The 18,549-nt window shown below is 70.1% G+C and carries 19 protein-coding genes and 1 tRNA gene; 13 read left to right on the forward strand and 7 right to left on the reverse strand.

Going from position 1 to position 18,549, the window contains the following annotated elements; all coding sequences use genetic code 11:
* On the forward strand, positions 1-594 hold a 594-nt coding region (locus DW299_RS13630), incomplete at its 5' end, for a hypothetical protein (protein ID WP_205814402.1).
* 79 nt (positions 595-673) lie between these two features.
* Complete coding sequence (locus DW299_RS13635) at positions 674-1,618, forward strand: quinone oxidoreductase family protein (RefSeq protein WP_136036913.1); 945 nt, start codon at positions 674-676, stop codon at positions 1,616-1,618.
* Positions 1,619-1,628: 10 nt separating this feature from the next.
* On the opposite strand, the gene DW299_RS13640 is transcribed toward DW299_RS13635, so the two are convergent.
* Positions 1,629-2,276 carry a hypothetical protein gene (locus DW299_RS13640; protein ID WP_240745414.1) on the reverse strand — a complete coding sequence of 216 codons (648 nt, stop codon included), beginning with the start codon at positions 2,274-2,276 and terminating at the stop codon, positions 1,629-1,631.
* A gap of 192 nt (positions 2,277-2,468) precedes the next feature.
* Here DW299_RS13640 and leuA point away from each other — a divergent pair, with 192 nt between their 5' ends.
* Entirely contained in the window at positions 2,469-4,223 is a 1,755-nt protein-coding gene (gene leuA / locus DW299_RS13645) for a 2-isopropylmalate synthase (protein WP_136036915.1), read from the forward strand.
* Positions 4,224-4,286: 63 nt separating this feature from the next.
* Here leuA and DW299_RS13650 read toward each other — a convergent pair whose 3' ends face one another.
* Entirely contained in the window at positions 4,287-4,664 is a 378-nt protein-coding gene (locus DW299_RS13650; RefSeq protein WP_136036916.1) for a VOC family protein, read from the reverse strand.
* A 66-nt stretch (positions 4,665-4,730) separates the two neighbouring features.
* Here DW299_RS13650 and DW299_RS13655 point away from each other — a divergent pair, with 66 nt between their 5' ends.
* On the forward strand, positions 4,731-5,462 hold the full coding sequence (locus DW299_RS13655; RefSeq protein ID WP_136036917.1) for a TetR/AcrR family transcriptional regulator: 732 nt from the start codon (positions 4,731-4,733) through the stop codon (positions 5,460-5,462).
* Here DW299_RS13655 and DW299_RS13660 read toward each other — a convergent pair whose 3' ends face one another.
* Positions 5,463-6,155, reverse strand: coding sequence for a trimeric intracellular cation channel family protein (locus DW299_RS13660; protein ID WP_136030119.1), 693 nt, complete (start codon positions 6,153-6,155; stop codon positions 5,463-5,465).
* A gap of 34 nt (positions 6,156-6,189) precedes the next feature.
* Between DW299_RS13660 and recO the strand changes: the two genes are divergently transcribed.
* Positions 6,190-6,933, forward strand: coding sequence for a DNA repair protein RecO (gene recO / locus DW299_RS13665; protein WP_136030121.1), 744 nt, complete (start codon positions 6,190-6,192; stop codon positions 6,931-6,933).
* Positions 6,930-7,733: an isoprenyl transferase gene (locus tag DW299_RS13670; protein ID WP_136030123.1), complete on the forward strand. Its 804-nt coding sequence runs from the start codon at positions 6,930-6,932 to the stop codon at positions 7,731-7,733. Before recO ends, DW299_RS13670 begins: the two co-directional genes overlap by 4 nt.
* Here DW299_RS13670 and DW299_RS13675 read toward each other — a convergent pair.
* Complete coding sequence (locus DW299_RS13675) at positions 7,673-8,284, reverse strand: P-loop NTPase family protein (RefSeq protein ID WP_136036918.1); 612 nt, start codon at positions 8,282-8,284, stop codon at positions 7,673-7,675. The genes DW299_RS13670 and DW299_RS13675 overlap by 61 nt on opposite strands.
* A gap of 56 nt (positions 8,285-8,340) precedes the next feature.
* Here DW299_RS13675 and DW299_RS13680 point away from each other — a divergent pair, with 56 nt between their 5' ends.
* Positions 8,341-9,015 (forward strand): DsbA family oxidoreductase, encoded by a 675-nt coding sequence (locus DW299_RS13680; protein ID WP_136036919.1) that lies wholly within the window; start codon positions 8,341-8,343, stop codon positions 9,013-9,015.
* 69 nt (positions 9,016-9,084) lie between these two features.
* On the opposite strand, the gene DW299_RS13685 is transcribed toward DW299_RS13680, so the two are convergent.
* Together DW299_RS13685 and DW299_RS13690 are read right to left on the reverse strand one after the other, a co-directional pair.
* Positions 9,085-10,281: a metallophosphoesterase family protein gene (locus DW299_RS13685; protein WP_168443149.1), complete on the reverse strand. Its 1,197-nt coding sequence runs from the start codon at positions 10,279-10,281 to the stop codon at positions 9,085-9,087.
* Between the two features lie 154 nt (positions 10,282-10,435).
* Positions 10,436-10,930: a glutathione peroxidase gene (locus DW299_RS13690; RefSeq protein ID WP_136036920.1), complete on the reverse strand. Its 495-nt coding sequence runs from the start codon at positions 10,928-10,930 to the stop codon at positions 10,436-10,438.
* A gap of 59 nt (positions 10,931-10,989) precedes the next feature.
* Here DW299_RS13690 and dusB point away from each other — a divergent pair, with 59 nt between their 5' ends.
* From dusB to DW299_RS13720, 6 genes are all read left to right on the forward strand, one after another.
* Positions 10,990-12,144, forward strand: coding sequence for a tRNA dihydrouridine synthase DusB (gene dusB, locus DW299_RS13695; RefSeq protein ID WP_136030131.1), 1,155 nt, complete (start codon positions 10,990-10,992; stop codon positions 12,142-12,144).
* Positions 12,134-13,519, forward strand: a complete 1,386-nt coding sequence (locus DW299_RS13700; RefSeq protein ID WP_136036921.1) for a deoxyguanosinetriphosphate triphosphohydrolase — start codon at positions 12,134-12,136, stop codon at positions 13,517-13,519. Before dusB ends, DW299_RS13700 begins: the two co-directional genes overlap by 11 nt.
* A complete protein-coding gene (gene dnaG / locus DW299_RS13705; RefSeq protein WP_136036922.1) occupies positions 13,519-15,378 on the forward strand; it encodes a DNA primase in 1,860 nt (619 codons plus the stop codon). The genes DW299_RS13700 and dnaG overlap by 1 nt, the downstream gene beginning before the upstream one ends.
* A gap of 37 nt (positions 15,379-15,415) precedes the next feature.
* On the forward strand, positions 15,416-16,189 hold the full coding sequence (locus DW299_RS13710) for an ATP-binding cassette domain-containing protein (RefSeq protein WP_136030137.1): 774 nt from the start codon (positions 15,416-15,418) through the stop codon (positions 16,187-16,189).
* Positions 16,190-16,286: 97 nt separating this feature from the next.
* A tRNA-Asn gene (locus tag DW299_RS13715) sits at positions 16,287-16,362 on the forward strand.
* Positions 16,363-16,515: 153 nt separating this feature from the next.
* Positions 16,516-17,931: an amino acid permease gene (locus DW299_RS13720; protein ID WP_136036923.1), complete on the forward strand. Its 1,416-nt coding sequence runs from the start codon at positions 16,516-16,518 to the stop codon at positions 17,929-17,931.
* 3 nt (positions 17,932-17,934) lie between these two features.
* Here DW299_RS13720 and DW299_RS13725 read toward each other — a convergent pair whose 3' ends face one another.
* Positions 17,935-18,447: a septum formation family protein gene (locus DW299_RS13725; protein ID WP_240745415.1), complete on the reverse strand. Its 513-nt coding sequence runs from the start codon at positions 18,445-18,447 to the stop codon at positions 17,935-17,937.
* Between the last annotated feature and the right edge of the window lie 102 nt (positions 18,448-18,549).

Here is an 18,549-nt window from a genome sequence, read left to right on the forward strand (position 1 = left end):
CCCGCGGCGCCGCGCGAGGGCGAGGTCACGATCCGCGTCCGCGCGGCCGGGGCGAAGGGAGAACCACTCATGCTGAAGCGATTCCTCTGTCGACCCCTGGCGGTAGGGGCCGTGGTGCTCGCGAGTTCGCTTGTCCTTTCGGCCTGCGCGTTTCTTCCCGGGGTGCCAGAGGACCAACCACTCTCGCTTGCGGTGCGTGGCGTAACTCCGATCTTGAGCTGGTGTGCGCCCAGCGCCGAGATCGTCCGCGTGCGTGTGTACTACGGGACGGTGTCTGCCGACGACGCGGAGCTGGTGATCGATGCGAGGGGGCGCCTCCCTGTTGCTCCTGGGGCGGAAGTAACACCTGACGGGCTCCCCGAGGAGTGGGTCGTGGAGCGTCACGAGTACGCCGGGGCGGAGCTTTCGGAGATCGGCGTGACGGTGGACTACGAGGCGCGGGACGCCGAGGGGGAGCTGGTCGAAGGGAGCTTCGGTGCAGACTTCGAGAACGAGGGCGCGTCCGATCTGGATTCTTGGCCGGACAACGGGTGGATCTGGGCGAACGGGACCGTGTCGACCGATCCGTGCGGCATGCCGAGTTCTCACGAGTAATCCGTGAATCGGACCGCGTCGTCTCAGCGCCTGACCGTCCCGGCGGGAGCATGATGGAGGCAACGACGAAGGGCGGGTCATGGCGAAGCACTGGGTGGCGACGGCGGCGGGGTCTCCGCAGTCGTGGGAGTTCGAGGAGTACGACCCCGCGGCGCCGCGCGAGGGCGAGGTCACGATCCGCGTCCGCGCGGCCGGGGTGAATCCGGCCGATGCGAAGCATGTCGCGGCAGCTCGTCCGGGGGTCGAGTTCCCGGTGCCGATCGGCTACGAGGTGTCGGGCGAGCTCACGGCCATCGGCCCCGCGACCCGTATCGGTTCCGGTGAGGCCGCGGTCGGCGACGAGGTCGTGGCCTTCCGCGTGCAGGGCGGTTATGCGACCGAGGTGACCGTGCCCGCCGCGAAGGTCTTCGCGAAGCCGACGACGCTCACGCACCCCGAGGCCGCGAACCTCCTGCTGGTCGGCACGACCGCGGCCGAGATGCTCGCGGTCACCGGGGCGGCACCGGGCGAGACGATCCTGCTGCACGGGGCGTCGGGAGCGGTGGGGGTCAGCGTGCTGCAGCAGGCGCGGCTGCGCGAGGTACGAGTGATCGGCACCGCCGCGCCGGACCGCTTCGATGAGGTACGACGCTTCGGGGGGATCCCGGTCGCGTACGGCCCGGGTCTCGCCGACCGGGTGACCGCACTGACGGACGGCCCGATCGCTGCGGCGCTCGACGCCGTGGGCACCGACGAGGCGATCGACGTGTCCCTCGCCCTGGTGGCCGATCGCCGCCGCATCGTCACGATCGCGAACTTCGCGCGGGCCTCCGCCGACGGGCTTCTGGCGATCGCGGGGTCGATGCCCGACAGCGCCCGCTTCCGCGATGAGGTGCGCAGCGAACTCCTCGCGCTCGCGCAGAACCGCGACCTCGTGGTCCCGGTCGCCCGCACGTTCCCGCTCGCCGAGGCACCGGCCGCGCACCGGCTGCTCTCCACCGGTCACCCGGGCGGCAAGCTCGCGCTGATCCCCGAGGACCGCTGATCCCCGAGGACTAGTCGACCTCGCGCAGCAGCGACTCGACGATCACCACGCCGTCTCCGTACTCGGCGTCGGCCGCGCGCTGGAGCGTGCCGTCGTCCCATGAAACCTGCAGCCACACGTACCCACGGTCGGTGCCGACGAAGACCGCCCCGGGTCCGAGCCGCGCCGCGATGTCCTCCTGCACCCTGGTCAGCTCGCCCTCCGGGGTGATGCCCGTCTTCCCGCCGGTCGGGTCCTCCGGCGCCACCGGGTCGAACAGGGCGAGGAGGATCGGCGGATCCATGACGGTCAGACGCTCGCCGTCGAAGGTGCCGTACACCGCGTACGACCCCCACCGCGTGTCACGCGCGCTCACACTGCCGTCGACGCCGTCCCACGTCCAGTCGTCGAGCGGCACGCCGGCGCACTGCGGAGGGGACGAATCCATGACCGCGCCGAGGCAGAGCGTGGGGCCGTCCGTTCCGTCGATCACGGTGCCCGTTCCGAGCACGCGGCCTTCCGGGGGCGTGGGGTGCGCGTCTTCCAGCCGCTGGTCGGAGGGCACGGTGGTGCTGGTCGGCGGGAGGGTCGCACGGGGTCCGACCGCGCACCCGCTCAGGGTGACCGCTGCGGTCACGGTGGCGGCGACGAGGAGCAGGCGACGCGAGGAAGGGCTCATGTCCATCAGTGTCCCGCGTCGGCTCATCGTCTCAGCGCGGTCGAAACGGCCGCACCGACCCTGCTAGCATGGCGCCATGCCTTTCGGCGGTCTGCTTCTTCTTAGCTGCCGCGACGAGTCCTGACACTAGGGCCTTCCTCGTCGCGGCGCTTGTGTTGGCCCGTCCATTCCGACGAAGAGAAGTAGCCCATCATGCAGAACACTCAGCGCCCGTCCGCGATGCCGATCCACAAGTACCGGCCCTTCCACGAGCAGATCACCGTCCACCTGCCCGACCGCACGTGGCCCGACGCCCGCATCACCGAAGCCCCGCGCTGGTGCGCGGTCGACCTCCGCGACGGCAACCAGGCCCTCATCGATCCGATGTCCCCCGAGCGCAAGCGCGTCATGTTCGAGCTGCTCGTGAGCATGGGGTACAAGGAGATCGAGGTCGGCTTCCCCTCGGCCAGCCAGACCGACTTCGACTTCGTGCGCCAGCTCATCGAAGAGAACCTGATCCCCGACGACGTCACGATCCAGGTGCTGACCCAGGCGCGCGAGCACCTGATCGCCCGCACCTACGAGGCCATCGCCGGCGCGAAGCAGGCCATCGTCCACCTCTACAACTCCACGAGCGTGCTGCAGCGCGAGGTGGTCTTCCGCACCGACAAGCAGGGCATCATCGACATCGCCCTCGAGGGCGCCCGCCTGTGCCGGAAGTTCGAGAAGACGATCCCCGACACGCAGGTCTACTACGAGTACTCGCCGGAGAGCTACACGGGCACCGAGCTCGAGTTCGCGGTCGACGTGTGCAACCAGGTCATCGAGATCTTCGAGCCGACGCCCGACCGCAAGGTGATCATCAACCTGCCCGCCACGGTCGAGATGGCCACGCCGAACATCTACGCCGACTCGATCGAGTGGATGAGCCGCCACCTGGCCCACCGCGAGAACGTGATCCTGTCGCTGCACCCGCACAACGACCGGGGCACCGCGATCGCCGCCGCCGAGCTGGGCTACATGGCCGGCGCCGACCGCATCGAGGGCTGCCTGTTCGGCAACGGCGAGCGCACGGGCAACGTCGACCTGGTGGCACTGGGCATCAACATGTTCACGCAGGGCATCGACCCGCAGATCGACTTCAGCGACATCGACCAGGTCAAGCGCACGGTCGAGTACTGCAACCAGCTGCCCGTGCCGGAGCGCAGCCCGTGGGCCGGCGACCTCGTGTTCACGGCGTTCAGCGGCTCGCACCAGGACGCGATCAAGAAGGGCTTCGAGGCGATGGCGGCGAAGGCCGAGGCGCAGGGCGTCACGGTCGACGAGATCGAGTGGGCCGTGCCCTACCTGCCGGTCGACCCGAAGGACCTGGGCCGCTCGTACGAGGCCGTCATCCGCGTGAACTCCCAGTCGGGCAAGGGTGGCGTCGCCTACCTGCTGAAGTCCGACCACGCGATCGATCTGCCCCGCAAGCTCCAGATCGAGTTCTCCGGCGTCGTGCAGGCCAAGACCGATGCCGAGGGCGGCGAGGTGACGAGCGAGCAGATCTGGTCGATCTTCACCGACGAGTACCTCCCGGCGACCGACACCGAGGCGAAGTGGGGCCGCTTCGAGCTGCTGGCCACGCAGACCCGCAGCGACATGTCGGGTGACGTGGTGCTCGACGTGGTGCTGCGCGACGACGACCAGGAGGTCGCGGTCTCCGGCAACGGCAACGGTCCGGTGGCCGCCTTCGTCGAGGTGCTGCGCGGACAGGGCTTCGACATCACGGTGTACGACTACGTCGAGCACGCTCTCAGTGCGGGCGGCGACGCGCAGGCTGCGGCCTACGTCGAGCTGCAGGTGGGGGACCAGCGTCTGTGGGGTGTCGGCATCGACGGCGACATCTCGACCGCGTCGCTCAAGGCGATCGTGTCGGGTGTGAACCGGTCGATCCGCACGCGCCAGCAGGAGCTCGCGGCGGTCTGAGGTCGCACCACGGAAGCGGCCGGGTCCGAGGGCCCGGCCGCTTCCGCGTGCTCCGGCGGGTGGTCAGACCCACTGCACCAGCTGCCAGATGAGGCCGTTGGGGTCGGCGAACTGGCAGTAGCGCTCGCCCCACGGCTCGGTCTCCGGCGGTGTGACGAAGCGGGCGCCGGCGGCGGCGATGCGGGCGAAGGCAGCGTCGAGGTCGTCCACGACGAACACCAGCAGCGTGCCCTGGCCCGCCGATCCAGCGATCTCCTCCGGGCGGAACGTGGGGAGCCCGGTCTGCAGGAAGATCAGGTTCGGCGGGGAACCGGGGTGCTCGAGCGACACGAAGCCCTCGGCGGACATGGCCTCCGTGAATCCGAAGTGGGTGGTGGCGAAGGCTGCGGAGGCGGCGATGTCGGGCACGTTGAGCGAGAGGGCGGTCTGGGTGATGTTCATGGGTCTCCTGTTCTAAACAACGTACAACGTACATGGTTAAGTGCGCCGACGGCTAGGCTATTCCCGATGGCGAAGAATCTGGTCGATCTGCTGTGGCGTGACAGTGCCGCTGAGACCTCGTCGCGCCGTGGACCGCGAGCCCGCCACTCCACCGACGACGTCGTGACGCGCGCGATCGACCTGGCCGATGCCGACGGCCTCGCCGCGGTCACCATCCGCGCTCTGGCCCAGGCATTGGGCCTCACCCCGATGTCGATTTACACGCACGTCAACAGCCGGGCGGATCTGCTCGTGCTGATGGCCGACGCGGTCCACGGACAGCGCGCACCGTCGGGCGACGCCGACGGGTGGCGAGCCCGCGTCCGCCTCGTCGCCGCGCACAACCTCGCCCTCTACCGCGCGCACCCCTGGCTGCTCGACGTGCACGACCCGCGCACCGCTCTCGGCCCCGGCACCATCGCGACGTACGACCGCGAGCTCCGCGTCTTCGACGGGCTCGGCCTCGACGACGTGGAGCGCGATGCGGCCCTCACGTTCGTGCGGGAGTTCACGCGGTCCGCCGCCGCACGCCTGCGTGACGCCGCGGAAGCGGAGGACTTCGCGCCGATCTGGGCGGACGCCGCTCCGCGGCTCGCGAGCTACCTCGGCGACGACTACCCCCTGGCGCAGGCCGTGGGCCGGGCCGCTGGCGAGGCCATGGGCGGCCCGTCCGATGCGGACGCGGCCTGGGAGTTCGGGCTCGCGCGCGTCATCGACGGGCTCGCCGGTCTGATCGAGACCCGAGACGCGGCGCCCTGATCAGTCCTTCGGCTTGACGATCGCGATGGCCCCGGTCTCCGCGGCGACCTTGCGGCGGTAGAGGCGGCGCTGCTCCGGCAGGGACACGTCGAACGTGACCGCCAGGATCCGGATGACCGCCGTCACGACGATGCCGACGATCGCGGCCAGCGTGATCGGCATGCCGACCGCGTTCGCGATCACGATGAACGTGCATCCTGCCGCAGCCGCGACCGCGTACAGCGAGCCGACGTGCATGATCGCCGTCGGCAGGCCCATCAGCATGTCGCGCAGCACGCTCCCGCCGACCGCGGCGCAGACGCCGATGAACACGGCGGGCACCTCGGGGATGCCGAACGCGAGGGCCTTGCTCGTGCCGAAGGCACCGAACATGCCGATCACCACGGCGTCGAGCACCACGATCGCGGTGTTGAGGCGGGTGAACAGCCCCGCGAGCAGCATGCCGAGGAGCGCGGCACCCGCGGCGGTCACCAGGTACCACTGGTTCTGCAGGGTCGCGGGCGTCTGCCCGAGCAGGATGTCGCGGATGAGACCGCCGCCCATGCCGATCATGATCCCGATGATCGCGACGCCGAGCCAGTCGAGCCGCCGCTGCCCCTGGAATCCGGCGGCGAACATGGCACCCTGCACCCCGCCGAGCCCGACGCCGAGGAGGTCCGCCCACAGCGGAATGGTGAAGAGCGGTTCGGTCACCCGTCCATTGTCCCGCACGGAGGATAATCGGAAGGTGCCCACCTACCGAGACGAAGCGGTGATCCTGCGCACCCACAAGCTGGGCGAGGCGGATCGGATCGTCACGATGCTGTCGCGCCGGCACGGCAAGGTGCGGGCGGTCGCGAAGGGCGTGCGGCGCACGTCGTCGAAGTTCGGCTCGCGGCTCGAACCGTTCATGGTCGCCGACGTGCAGCTGTACGAGGGGCGCTCGCTCGACATCGTGCAGCAGGCGGAGTCGCTCGGCGCGTACGGCACCGACATCGCGGCGCACTACGACCGCTTCACCGCGGCCAACGCGATGGTCGAGACCGCCGACCGGCTGAGCGACGCAGAGGCCACACCGGAGCAGTACCTGCTGCTGGTCGGCGGACTGCGTGCGCTCTCGCGCGGAGAGCACGTGCCACGCAGCATCCTCGACTCCTACCTCCTGCGCGTGATGTCGCTGTCGGGGTGGGCGCCGTCGCTCGACGACTGCGCCCGCTGCGGTGCCCCGGGTCCGCACACCGTGTTCGTCGCACAGCTGGGCGGGCTCGTGTGCCACGCCGACGCCCCCGCGGGCAGTCCGCGCATCGCCGAGAAGACCCTGGCGCTGCTGCGCGCGCTCATCCGCGGCGACTGGGAGCTCATCGACGCCGCCCCGCACGCCGACACCGCTGCCGCCTCCGGCCTGGTGGCGGCCTATGCCCAGTGGCACCTGGAGCGCGGCATCCGCTCTCTCGCGCACGTCACCACCACCCCGGGAGAAGGAGCACGGTGAGCCCGAAGCCCTACACGCACAAGGACGCCGTCGCCTACCGGCCGCTCGACTGGACCGGGGTGTATCCGCCGCCGTTCCCCGCGGTGCCCGAACACGTCGCGATCGTGATGGACGGCAACGGCCGCTGGGCGAACCGCCGTGGCCTCAGCCGCATCGAGGGGCACAAGGCGGGGGAGGAGGTGCTGCTCGACGTGGTCGCCGGCGCGATCCAGGCCGGGGTGAAACACCTCTCGGTCTACGCCTTCTCCACCGAGAACTGGGCCCGGTCGCCCGAGGAGGTGCGCTTCCTGATGGGCTACAACCGCGACGTGCTGCACCGCCGCCGCGACCAGCTCAACGAGTGGGGCGTGCGGGTGCGGTGGGCCGGGCGCAAGCCGCGCCTGTGGGGCAGCGTCATCAAGGAGCTGCAGTACGCCGAGCAGCTCACCCGCGGCAACGACGTGCTCACGCTCACGATGTGCGTGAACTACGGCGGCCGTGTGGAGCTGGTCGACGCGATGCGGGCGATCGCCGCCGATGTCGCGGCGGGGCGCCTCAAGCCGAACGCGATCACCGAGAAGACCGTCCGGCGTCACCTCTACGTGCCCGACATGCCCGATGTCGACCTGTTCCTGCGCAGCTCGGGCGAGCAGCGCACGTCGAACTTCCTGCTGTGGGAGTCGGCCTACGCCGAGATGGTGTTCCTCGACACGCTGTGGCCCGACTTCTCGCGCGAGGAGCTGTGGCGCGCGATCGGCGTCTACCTGTCGCGCGACCGGCGTTTCGGCGGCGCGATCGACACCCCCGACGCCTCGGCCTGAGCACGCAGCCAGCGCTCCGTCTCGCGCGGGTGTGTCAGCCGCACGACGATGAGGTGCGGGAAGCGCTCGACGTAGCCCGGCATCCGCTCGCTCCAGGTGTGCAGCGTCTTCGTCTGCCACGCGAGGATGTTCTGCTCGGGGTCGCGGTTGAGCAGGTTCCACGGCCCCTTCTCGCGGTTTCCGTTCCAGAGTTCCTTCCGCAGAATGCCGCGGGCCAGCGTCCGCCGCAGCAGCCGTCCCCGCACCACCGGGTACGGGTAGTCGAGCCAGACCGCGAGCTGGGCGCGCGGCGTCAGGAACGCGTCGGTGCCCTTGCTCGTGTACTGCCACTCGGTCACCCAGCGGTCCTCCGCCGCGAAGGCGCGCACGTCGTCGAGGAACTCCGGGCGCGGAGTCCAGCCCGGCCCGTGGAACAGCGCGTCGATCTCGACGTGGCGGAGCCCCCACAGCTCGCCGAGGCGACGCGCGAGGGTGGTCTTGCCCGAGCCCGTGACGCCCGCCACGAGCACGCGCTCCGGCCGACGAGGGAGCGGGTCGTCGGCGGAGAGCATCCGAGCATCCTACCGAGCACGGAATACCCCGGGAGTGCATGCGGTTGGATGAAGGTGTGACTGAACCCATCTCCATCGACATCTGGTCCGACATCGCCTGCCCGTGGTGCTACATCGGCAAGCGCAATCTCGAGAAGGGTCTGGAGGCGGTCTCCGCCGACGAGGACGCCCCCCGGGTCACCGTCACGTTCCACTCGTTCGAGCTCTCGCCCGACACGCCGGTCGACTTCCACGGCGACGAGGTGGACTTCCTTGCCGGGCACAAGGGCATGCCGCGTGAGCAGGTCGAGCAGATGCTGTCGCACGTCACCGGCGTGGCCGCGGACGCGGGGCTCGAGTACCGCTTCGACCTGCTGCAGCACACCAACACCGTGAAGGCGCACGAGCTGCTGCACTTCGCGAAGGCCGAGGGGCTTCAGCACGAGATGGAGGAGCGGCTGATGTCCGCGTACTTCACCGAGGGCAAGCACGTGGGTCGCATCGACGACCTGGTGGCGCTGGCGGCCGAGGTCGGCCTCGACGCCGACAAGGCCCGCGCGGCGCTCGAGAGCGAGCAGTATCTGCCCGACGTGCGTCAGGATCAGGCGCAGGCCCGGGCGTACGGCATCCAGGGCGTGCCGTTCTTCGTGGTCGACGGCCAGTACGGCATCAGCGGTGCGCAGCCGCCGGCAGCGTTCGAGAACGTGCTCCGTGACCTGTGGGCGCAGCGCGGCGAGGCCGTCGAGGCCTGACCGCCGCCGGCCGAGAGCATCAGAACGGCGGGGACCCGATCGCGGGCCCCCGCCGTTCTCTCGTTCGCGTCAGACGCGCTGCTGGCGAGGTGCCAGCGGCAGGGGTTCCATGGGCTGGTCGTCGGCGGTGAGATCGATGCCGAGGTCCTTCGCATAGACGACCCGCGAGGCGATGCTCACCTGGTCGCCGCTCTCGGTCAGCTCGAACACGCGCCCGCCGCGGAGGCGGTTGCGCTCCGCTCCGTCGAGGCCGTACGCACCGAAGCCGGTTCCCGGCGCGTAGCCGAGCAGCACGCCGTAGTAGTCGCCCATGTAGTCGTTGACGTGGTCGTGGCCGACGAACACGCCCTTCACGTCGCCACGCTCGACGATCGCGTTGAACATGCCCGAGTTGAGGGGCCCGGGGCACTCGTCCTCGTTGCGCTCTCCGACGATGCCGTGGCGCGCGCGGCCGCGGGCGGCGTCGGCCTCCGTGCGGGTGTCCACGCCGCCCCACCACATGAACCGGTGCTCCCAGAGCGCGATGTGGAGGAACATGAGGGCGGGGACCTTGCGGCCGGCGCGCTGCTCGAGCCGCTGCGACTGCTCGCGATACCAGGCGACCTGGTCCATGCGCACCCAGTCCCAGGTCGGGTAGCCGGCGAAGTCCTGTCCGGCGAGGGCGTCCGGGGCGTAGCGGCCGGAGTCCAGCAGCCAGAGCGCGAACGCCTCCCGGTTCTTCTTCGCCGACGAGCCGATGGTCAGCAGCGTGTTGCTGGTGCCGGTCACGCCGCGCGTGCTCTCCGCGTTCACGTTGTACTCGTATGAGCGGTAGATCTTCAGCATCCCCGCCTCGTCCACGCCCGACTGCGGGAGCGAGTCCTCGTCGTGGTTGCCGTAGGTCACCGCCCACGGGATGCCGCGGGACTCCATCGGCCACACGACGTTGTTGATCGCCTGCTTCACGGCGAGACGGGTCTCGCATCCGCCCGTGATCACGTCGCCGTTGATCACCACGAGGTCGGGCTGCTCCTGGTCGAGCACCTTCTCGATCAGCTCGACGGTGCGGCGGTCGGTCTGCTCGTCGTCCTGCGTGTCGTTGAACTGCACGACCGTGAAGGTCCCGTCGGCGCGGAACCGCAGTCCACGCGCGGCTTTCGCTGTCGAGGCGGCCACGGTCGTGTCGGCGGCTGCGGCGGTGGTGCCGATGGGCAGGGCGGAGCCGAGGGCGCCGAGCGCTCCGGCGGTGAGGACGGTTCGCCGGCTGATCGGCAGTCGGTCGGGCATGCGGTGTCTCCTTCATCTGCGGCGGGTGTGGCCGCAGGGGAGACTAGGGGCGCCGGATGGCGAGGGTCTGACGAGCGCGTGAACACCGCGGCCGTTCGAGGGCCGCGAGCCGCCCGTTCCGGGTGACGCGGGGGTGAACGAGCGCGGCCCCGGGTCAGCGGGGGAGTGCGGCCTCGATCGCCTCGACGATCTCGGGGGAGTCCGGCTTCTGCTTCGGGCGGAAGCGCAGCACCTCTCCGTCGGGCAGCACCAGGAACTTCTCGAAGTTCCACTCCACCCGTCCGGCCTTGCCGCCCGCGTCAGGGGTCTCCTTGAGCGCCTTGTACAGCTCGGACGCGTTCCGGCCGTTGACCTTGACCTTGTCGTTGACCGGGAAGGTCACGCCGTACGTGGTGGAGCAGAACTCGAGGATCTCGTCGACCGAGCCCGGCTCCTGACCGAAGAACTGGTTGCACGGGAAGCCGACGACCGTGAAGCCGCGGTCGCCGAAACGGCGCTGCAGCTCCTCCAGCTGCTCGTACTGCGGGGTGAGCCCGCACTTGGACGCCACGTTCACCACCATCACCACGTCGGCACCGAGATCGTCGAGGGTCTTCTCCTGACCCTGAGCGTCGGTGAACGGGATCGAACGGAGCGCGGAATCGGTCATATGCACAGCTTAGGTCGCCGCATCCGCAGGGGCTCCGGGTCTGGGAGAATGGACGTGCCATGACTGTCGCCACCGCCCCCGCCCGCCCCCTCCGCATCGGCCCGATCGACCTCGACGTGCCGGTCGTGCTCGCACCCATGGCGGGCATCACCAACACGGCCTTCCGGCGACTGTGCCGGGAGTACGGCGCGGGGCTGTACGTGAGCGAGATGATCACGTCGCGCGCGCTGGTCGAGCGCAACGAGACCACGATGCGGCTGATCCGTCATCACGAGTCCGAGACGCCGCGGTCCATCCAGCTCTACGGCGTCGATCCGAAGACGATCGCGGAAGCCGTGCGCATCATCGTGGCGGAGGACCACGCCGACCACATCGACCTGAACTTCGGCTGCCCGGTGCCCAAGGTCACGCGCAAGGGCGGCGGGGCGGCTCTGCCCTGGAAGTCGAAGCTGTTCGCCGACATCGTGGATCAGGCCGTGAAGGCCGCCGGCGACATCCCGCTCACGGTCAAGATGCGCAAGGGCATCGACCGCGATCACCTGACGTTCCTCGACGCCGGGCGCGCGGCGGAGGACGCCGGGGCGGCCGCGGTGGCACTGCACGCCCGCACCGCGAGCGAGTTCTACTCCGGCCACGCGGACTGGAACGCGATCGGCGAGCTCAAGCAGGCCGTCACGAGCATCCCGGTGCTCGGCAACGGTGACATCTGGTCGGCCGACGATGCCGTGCGCATGATGGCCGAGACCGACTGCGACGGTGTGGTGGTCGGTCGCGGCTGCCTCGGGCGGCCGTGGCTGTTCGGCGAGCTGGCCAACGCGTTCGGCGGCGAGGGCAAGACGGTCGATGCCACTCTCGGCTTCGTGTCGGATGCGTTCCGCCGTCACGCCGAACTGCTGGTGGAGTTCTTCGAGGACGAGGACCGCGGGTGCCGCGACGTGCGCAAGCACGTGTCGTGGTACTTCAAGGGCTACCCCGTCGGCGGCGACATCCGCACGGGCCTGGCGACCGCGTCGAGCCTCGCCGAGATCGACGAGCTGCTGGGTCGCCTCGACCGGTCGGCACCGTACCCTGGAGCCGACGCCGAGGGACAGCGCGGGCGCGCCGGCCACCCGAAGAAGACGGCGCTGCCGGAGAAGTGGCTGGAGTCGCGCGAGCTGGCCTCCAGCGCCTCGGAGATGATGCGTGGAGCGGAGATCGAGAACAGTGGCGGATGACCCCTCGGTCGGCGGTCGCGCCGACGGCTACCACCCGCGCGACGCCGAGCGCTTCTTCGCCGAGACGCACCGCTCCGAGCGCGACGACTTCGCGCGCGACAGGGCCCGCGTGCTCCACTCGGCCGCGCTGCGCCGTCTGGCCGCCAAGACGCAGGTGCTCAGCCCGGCGAGCACGGCCGACTTCGCTCGCAACCGCCTGACGCATTCGCTCGAGGTGGCGCAGGTGGGTCGCGAGCTCGCCGCGGCGCTCGGCGTCTCCGCCGACGTGGTCGACACCGCCTGCCTGAGCCACGACCTCGGCCATCCGCCGTTCGGTCACAACGGCGAGCGGGCGCTGAACGAGTGGGCGGAGCCGATCGGCGGTTTCGAGGGCAATGCGCAGTCGCTGCGCATCCTCACGCGCCTCGAGGCCAAGGTGCTCGACGCGGACGAGCACTCGGTCGGCTTGAACCTGACCAGGGCCAGCCTCGACGCGACCTGCAAGTACCCCTGGACGGTGGACAGCCCCGTGCCCGACCCGGGCGGCCGGCTCAAGTTCGGTGTGTACCCGGAGGACGAGGCGGTGTTCCGCTGGATGCGCGAGGGGGCGCCCGGCCGCCTGCGGTGCATCGAAGCCGAGATCATGGATCTCTCCGACGACATCGCCTACTCGGTGCACGACTTCGAGGATGCGATCGTCAACGGCTACGTCGACGTGGCGCAGCTCGCCGACGCTGCGGCCCATGAGGCACTGCTCAGCCGCATCCAGCAGTGGGTGGGCTACGACTTCACGCGCGACGAGCTCGCCGACGCCCTCTACCGTCTGGCATCGCAGCCGATGTGGCTCGCGTCGTTCGACCGCTCGCGGCAGTCGCTCGCACGGCTGAAGAACCTGACCAGCGACCTGATCGGGCGCTTCGCCCGTGCGGCCGTGTCCGCGACGCGCGAGGCCTACGGCACGGCACCGCTGGTCCGCTACAACGCGCACGTCATCGTGCCGCGCGTGATCGAGGTCGAGATCGCCGTGCTCAAGGGCATCATGGGTCAGGCCATCGTGACGATCGACGCACGAAAGGGCGTGTACAAGGAGCAGCGGCGGGTGCTCAAGCGCCTCGCCGATGCCCTGTGGTCGACCGATGCGCTGTGGTCGGCCGGGGCCGACGTGCTGGAGCCCGCGTTCGCCGCCGACTTCGTCGCCGCCGAGAGCGACGCGGAGCGGGCGAGGGTCGTGGTGGATCAGATCGCGAGCCTGACCGACCAGAGCGCGGTGGACTGGCACAACCGGCTCGTCGGGGAGATCGACCCGGCGGAGGTCGGCATCTGGACCCCGCGTCACGCGAGACCCGGCACGCGCACTCCCGTCACGCGGCGTCCCGTCGCCGAAGGGGCGCACTGATGCCGCGGATCCGGCAGGCCGACGTCGACGAGGTGAAGGCCCGCACGAACATCGCCGACATCGTGGGCGAGCGCGTGGCGCTGAAGTCGGCGGGGGTCGGATCCCTTAAGGGGCTGTGCCCGTTCCACGACGAGAAGAGCCCGAGCTTCCACGTCCGCCAGCAGGTCGGCTACTACCACTGCTTCGGCTGCGGGGAGTCGGGCGACGTGTACTCGTTCCTCCGGGCGATGGACCACGTGAGCTTCACGGAGGCGGTCGAGCGCTTGGCGGGCCGCATCGGCTACACCCTGCACTACGAAGACGGGGGAGCGGCCCCGGAGACCAGTGGCCGCAGCCGCCTGTACGCGGCGAACACGGCGGCGGCGGAGTTCTTCCGCGCCCAGCTGCTCACCCCCGACGCCGAAGCCGCGCGTCGGTTCCTCGGCGAGCGGGGCTTCGACGCCGGAGCGGCCGCGCACTTCGGGGTGGGCTTCGCGCCGCGCGGGTGGGACGGGATGCTCAAAGCGCTGTCGGCGCAGGGCTTCACGCGCGACGAGCTCAGCGCCGCGGGACTCGTGTCGACCGGGCAGCGCGGTGTGTACGACCGGTTCCGCGGGCGACTGGTGTGGCCGATCCGCGACGTGTCGGGACAGACGATCGGGTTCGGCGCGCGCAAGCTCTTCGACGACGACCAGGGCCCCAAGTACCTGAACACCCCCGAGACCCCGATCTACAAGAAGGCGCAGGTGCTGTACGGGCTCGACCTCGCCAAGCGCGACATCGCCCGCGGCGACCCCCGGCGCGTCGTGGTCGTCGAGGGCTACACCGACGTGATGGCGTGTCACCTCGCCGGTCTCACGACCGCGATCGCGACGTGTGGAACGGCGTTCGGCACCGAGCACATCAAGGTCCTGCGCCGTGTCATGGGCGACGACAACGCCTCCGGCGAGGTCGTGTTCACGTTCGACGGCGACGAGGCGGGGCAGAAGGCCGCGCTGCGGGCGTTCACGGAGGACGACCGCTTCAACGCGCAGACCTTCGTGGCCGTGGCTCCGGACGGGCTCGACCCGTGCGACCTCCGCCTGCAGCGCGGCGATGCGGCCGTACGCGGGCTCATGGACGCCAAGCAGCCGATGTTCGAGTTCGCGATCGACCGCAAGCTCGCCGGCTTCGACCTCTCGACCGTGGAGGGCCGCGTGGGCGCGCTCCGGGCCGCGGCGCCGATCGTGGCGGAGATCCGGGACCGTCTGCTGCGCCCGGGGTACGAGCGTGTACTGGCACGCCGTCTGGGCATGGACCCGACCGAGGTGCACGGCGAGGTCGAGCGGGCGGCTCGGGGCGCGGCGACCGGTGCGCCGAGGCGCGAGACCTCGACCCCCGACGCCACCTCGGGTGCTCCCGCGGTGGCCGCGGTGACGCTGGCGAGCCTGCCCCGCACCGCCGATGTGGCCGTGGAGCGCGACGCCCTCATGGGTGCGCTGCAGTACGGGCACCAGATCGACGCGGTGTTGCTCGACCGTGCCCTGTCGCAGCCGTTCCGCACGCCGGGGCTCGACGCGGTGCGCGAGGCGATCGCGGCAGCTCCGGACCGGAGCAGACCGGGGTGGGTGACCGATGCGGTCAATGCGGTGCGGGAGCCGTACCGGTCGCTCGGCGGCGAGCTGCTGATGACGCCGTTCCCGGCGCGCGACGAGGCGGGGGCGGTCGCCTCCGCGACGGATCTCGCGCGGCGGCTGGTGGTGCGGCAGCTCGAGCGGGAGAAGCAGGAGCTCCTGGGTGCGGTGCAGCGCGTCCCGGCGGACTCCGACGGCGGGCGGGCTCTGCGGGTCCGTCTCCGTGACATCGATGTGGAGCGTCAGCGCTTCTCGGCCGAGTCGTAACGGGGCGGGGCGCGGTGCAGCGGGCAGGATGGAAGACATGTCCCGCAGGCCCGTCTCCACGTCCGCGATCGAGTGCTCCGATCTGGTGATCGACCGCATCGGTCACGGCACACCGAACCGCGCCGTGGACGGGGTCACGTTCACCCTGGCGCCCGGCGGGCTCATCTGCGTCGCCGGACCCACGGGGTCGGGGAAGTCGACGCTCGTCGCCGCTCTCGCCGGGTCCACCGACCCCTCCGTGCGCGTGGTGGGCGGCAGCGCCCAGGTCTGCGGCATCGACATCCGCCGTCCCGGTCGCAAGCACCGCATCCTCACATACCGCACGGGATTCGTGCCGCAGGGTGCGGGCGCGGATCTGCCGCCGCGGCTCACGGTCAACGAGGTCATCGCCGAGCCGATCCTGATCCGCGAGCGCCGCGTCAACACCAAGGCGCTGTCGATCCGTGTCGCGACGCTGTTGGACGAGCTGCACCTGCCCCTGGGGACGGCGTCGAAGTTCCCGTACGAGTTGAGCGCGGGCATGCGGCAGCGCGTCGCGATCGCCCGGTCGTTCGTGCTCGAGCCGCGGGTCCTGATCGCGGACGAGGTGCTGGCCAACCTCGACCTCGAGGTGCGCCCGGTGGTGTTCGACGCGATCACGCGGCGACGCACCGAGGAGGGCATGGCGGCGCTGCTGGTGACGAACGACGCCGATTTCATCCGCGAGCTCAACGCCGAGACGCTCATGCTTCGCGGCGGCCACGTGGTGGCGAGAGGGGTGGGGAAGGACCTGCTCTGGGTGCCCAACGCGGAGACCGATTCCCGCGGCTGATGGCGACACGCCCGGCGTCCGCCGAAGGGCCGTCGGTGTCACGAACGGCCTTCGGAGTTTGCTAAGCTTGTCGAGTTGCCCGCACAGCGGAGCACATTCCTCGGTAGCTCAATTGGCAGAGCAGCCGGCTGTTAACCGGCAGGTTCTTGGTTCGAGTCCAAGCCGGGGAGCCAACGAGAAGAGCCCCCTCTGCGGAGGGGGCTCTTCTCGTCTCCCGAGACGCGCGTCCTTGCGGACGAGACCACTCAGCAGAGTATCGGTCTGTTCACAGTAAAATGTTACTCTCGTCGCACCGCTGACCTCGTTCGCGGTCGAAGGAGAGATCGATGACGACATCCGACCCCCGCGAACTGCGCTCAGGGCTCAAGCCGCGCCACATGTCCATGATCGCGATCGCGGGCGTCATCGGCGCCGGGCTGTTCGTGGGTTCGGGGGCGGTGATCCACGCCGCAGGACCCGCCGCGATCAGCGCCTATGCGACCGCCGGGGTGATCGTCGTGCTGGTGATGCGCATGCTGGGGGAGATGTCGGTGATGAACCCCGACAGCGGCTCCTTCTCCACGTACGCGGACCGCGCGATCGGTCGATGGGCGGGCTTCAGCATCGGCTGGCTCTACGCGTGGTTCTGGATCGTGGTCCTCGGCGTCGAGGCGACCGCCGGCGCGTTGATCCTCCACCGGTGGATGCCCGGAGTCCCGCAGTGGGGATTCGCTCTGGCGCTCATGGTGGTGCTCACCCTCACGAACCTGGCGTCCGTCGCGTCGTACGGCGAGTTCGAGTTCTGGTTCGCCGGGGTCAAGGTCGTCGCGATCGCCGCGTTCCTCATGATCGGGGTGCTGGCGGCGCTCGGCGCGTTCCCCGGGTTCCCCCCACCGGGGCTCGACAATCTCGTGGCCCACGGCGGGTTCTTCCCGAACGGCGTGCTCGCCGCGTTCTCGAGCATCCTCGTCGTGGTGTTCTCGTACTTCGGCTCGGAGATCGCGACGATCGCCGCCGGGGAATCGACCAACCCCACCGTGGCCGTCCGCAAGGCGGTCAATTCCGTGGTGTGGCGGATCATCGTCTTCTACGTCGGGTCGATCTCCCTGATCGTGCTGTTGCTGCCCTGGAACGACGCCTCGATCGCGAAGAGCCCGTTCGTCGCGGTTCTCGACGCGATCGGCATCCCGGTGGCGGCGGTGATCATGGACGTCGTGGTGCTGGTGGCGGTGCTCTCGTGCCTGAACTCGGGCCTCTACACGGCGAGCCGCATGCTCTACTCGCTGGCTCGGCGGGGCGACGCCCCCGCGCTGCTCGGCCGCACGGCTCGGAACGGCTCGCCCCGGTACGCCGTGCTGGCCGCGACGGTCGTGGGGTTCATCACGGTCGGGCTGAACTACCTGTATCCCGACACGGTCTTCCTGTTCCTGCTGAACTCGTCGGGGGCGATCGCCCTCTTCGTCTGGCTCGTGATCGCCGTGTCGCAGATCCGGCTGCGGCGGGCGGCGATGCGCCGAGGTGTGCAGGTGCCCCTGCGCATGTGGGGCTTTCCGGTGCTCAGCTACGTCGTCGTGGCGGTGATCGTCGCTCTGTGCCTGGCGATGTTCCTCCAGCCGGACACCCTCTGGCAGATCACGATCTCGCTCGCGATCGCGGTGCTCGTCAGTGTTGTCGGCATGCTCCGTCACCGCGCCGGAGGAGGCTCGACGCAGAAGGCGGCCGGGAGCGGATCGCTCCCGGCCGCCGATGCGGTGGTGGACTGATCGTCAGCGCGCGGCGCCGGCGAGGGAGCCCTCGACCTGCCCGGCGGGGTCGACGATCAGGCACTGGATCACGCGGTCGTTCGCCTGCTCCCACGAGTCCTGGCTCGGCGTGAGCGTGGTCACGTCGAGGGCCGACTCCTGGTAGCCGATACCGACGAACGAGGTGAACGCGTCGCCGATGCACCCCTCGGACGCGGCGCCGATGGCGTCCTCCGAGTAGTCGCCGTCGTCCATCGTGATCTCGTGGAAGACCTCTTCGTCGTGCGGCTCGGTGCACGGCACGACGTTCGCGTCGGTGAGCATCCCCGAGCCGGTCTCGAGCATGCAGTCGCCGAGCTTCACGGAGAAGACGTCGATGTTGGCGCTCTCCGTCACCTGGCCGGTCTCCTCGTCGCGGTTCGCGTCACCGGAGCCGCTGCCCAGGATGCTGTTGATCGCGCTGCAGCCGCTCAGGGCGAGCGAGCCCGCCGCGATCGATCCTGCGAGCACGAGCGCGCGACGAGTGCGCATCTTCATCATGTTTCCCCTCCAAAGCGTGGTGCGGGGCATGCTGATATATCCCCGCCGCGAACACGCTATAGTGCCCGAAGTCTGTGACGCAACTCGACGGATGCTGTG

The organism is Microbacterium sp. K35 (assembly GCF_004794375.1).
GTDB lineage: Bacteria > Actinomycetota > Actinomycetes > Actinomycetales > Microbacteriaceae > Microbacterium > Microbacterium sufflavum.

What these genes read in the sequence shown, in the direction of transcription:
- DW299_RS13635 (WP_136036913.1), top strand. Translation starts at nt 674, where the DNA reads ATGGCGAAGCACTGGGTGGCGACGGCGGCGGGGTCTCCGCAGTCGTGG.
- DW299_RS13640 (WP_240745414.1), bottom strand. Translation starts at nt 2,276, where the DNA reads ATGAGCCCTTCCTCGCGTCGCCTGCTCCTCGTCGCCGCCACCGTGACC.
- leuA (WP_136036915.1), top strand. Translation starts at nt 2,469, where the DNA reads ATGCAGAACACTCAGCGCCCGTCCGCGATGCCGATCCACAAGTACCGG.
- DW299_RS13650 (WP_136036916.1), bottom strand. Translation starts at nt 4,664, where the DNA reads ATGAACATCACCCAGACCGCCCTCTCGCTCAACGTGCCCGACATCGCC.
- DW299_RS13655 (WP_136036917.1), top strand. Translation starts at nt 4,731, where the DNA reads ATGGCGAAGAATCTGGTCGATCTGCTGTGGCGTGACAGTGCCGCTGAG.
- DW299_RS13675 (WP_136036918.1), bottom strand. Translation starts at nt 8,284, where the DNA reads ATGCTCTCCGCCGACGACCCGCTCCCTCGTCGGCCGGAGCGCGTGCTC.
- DW299_RS13685 (WP_168443149.1), bottom strand. Translation starts at nt 10,281, where the DNA reads ATGCCCGACCGACTGCCGATCAGCCGGCGAACCGTCCTCACCGCCGGA.
- DW299_RS13690 (WP_136036920.1), bottom strand. Translation starts at nt 10,930, where the DNA reads ATGACCGATTCCGCGCTCCGTTCGATCCCGTTCACCGACGCTCAGGGT.
- dusB (WP_136030131.1), top strand. Translation starts at nt 10,990, where the DNA reads ATGACTGTCGCCACCGCCCCCGCCCGCCCCCTCCGCATCGGCCCGATC.
- dnaG (WP_136036922.1), top strand. Translation starts at nt 13,519, where the DNA reads ATGCCGCGGATCCGGCAGGCCGACGTCGACGAGGTGAAGGCCCGCACG.
- DW299_RS13710 (WP_136030137.1), top strand. Translation starts at nt 15,416, where the DNA reads ATGTCCCGCAGGCCCGTCTCCACGTCCGCGATCGAGTGCTCCGATCTG.
- DW299_RS13720 (WP_136036923.1), top strand. Translation starts at nt 16,516, where the DNA reads ATGACGACATCCGACCCCCGCGAACTGCGCTCAGGGCTCAAGCCGCGC.
- DW299_RS13725 (WP_240745415.1), bottom strand. Translation starts at nt 18,447, where the DNA reads ATGAAGATGCGCACTCGTCGCGCGCTCGTGCTCGCAGGATCGATCGCG.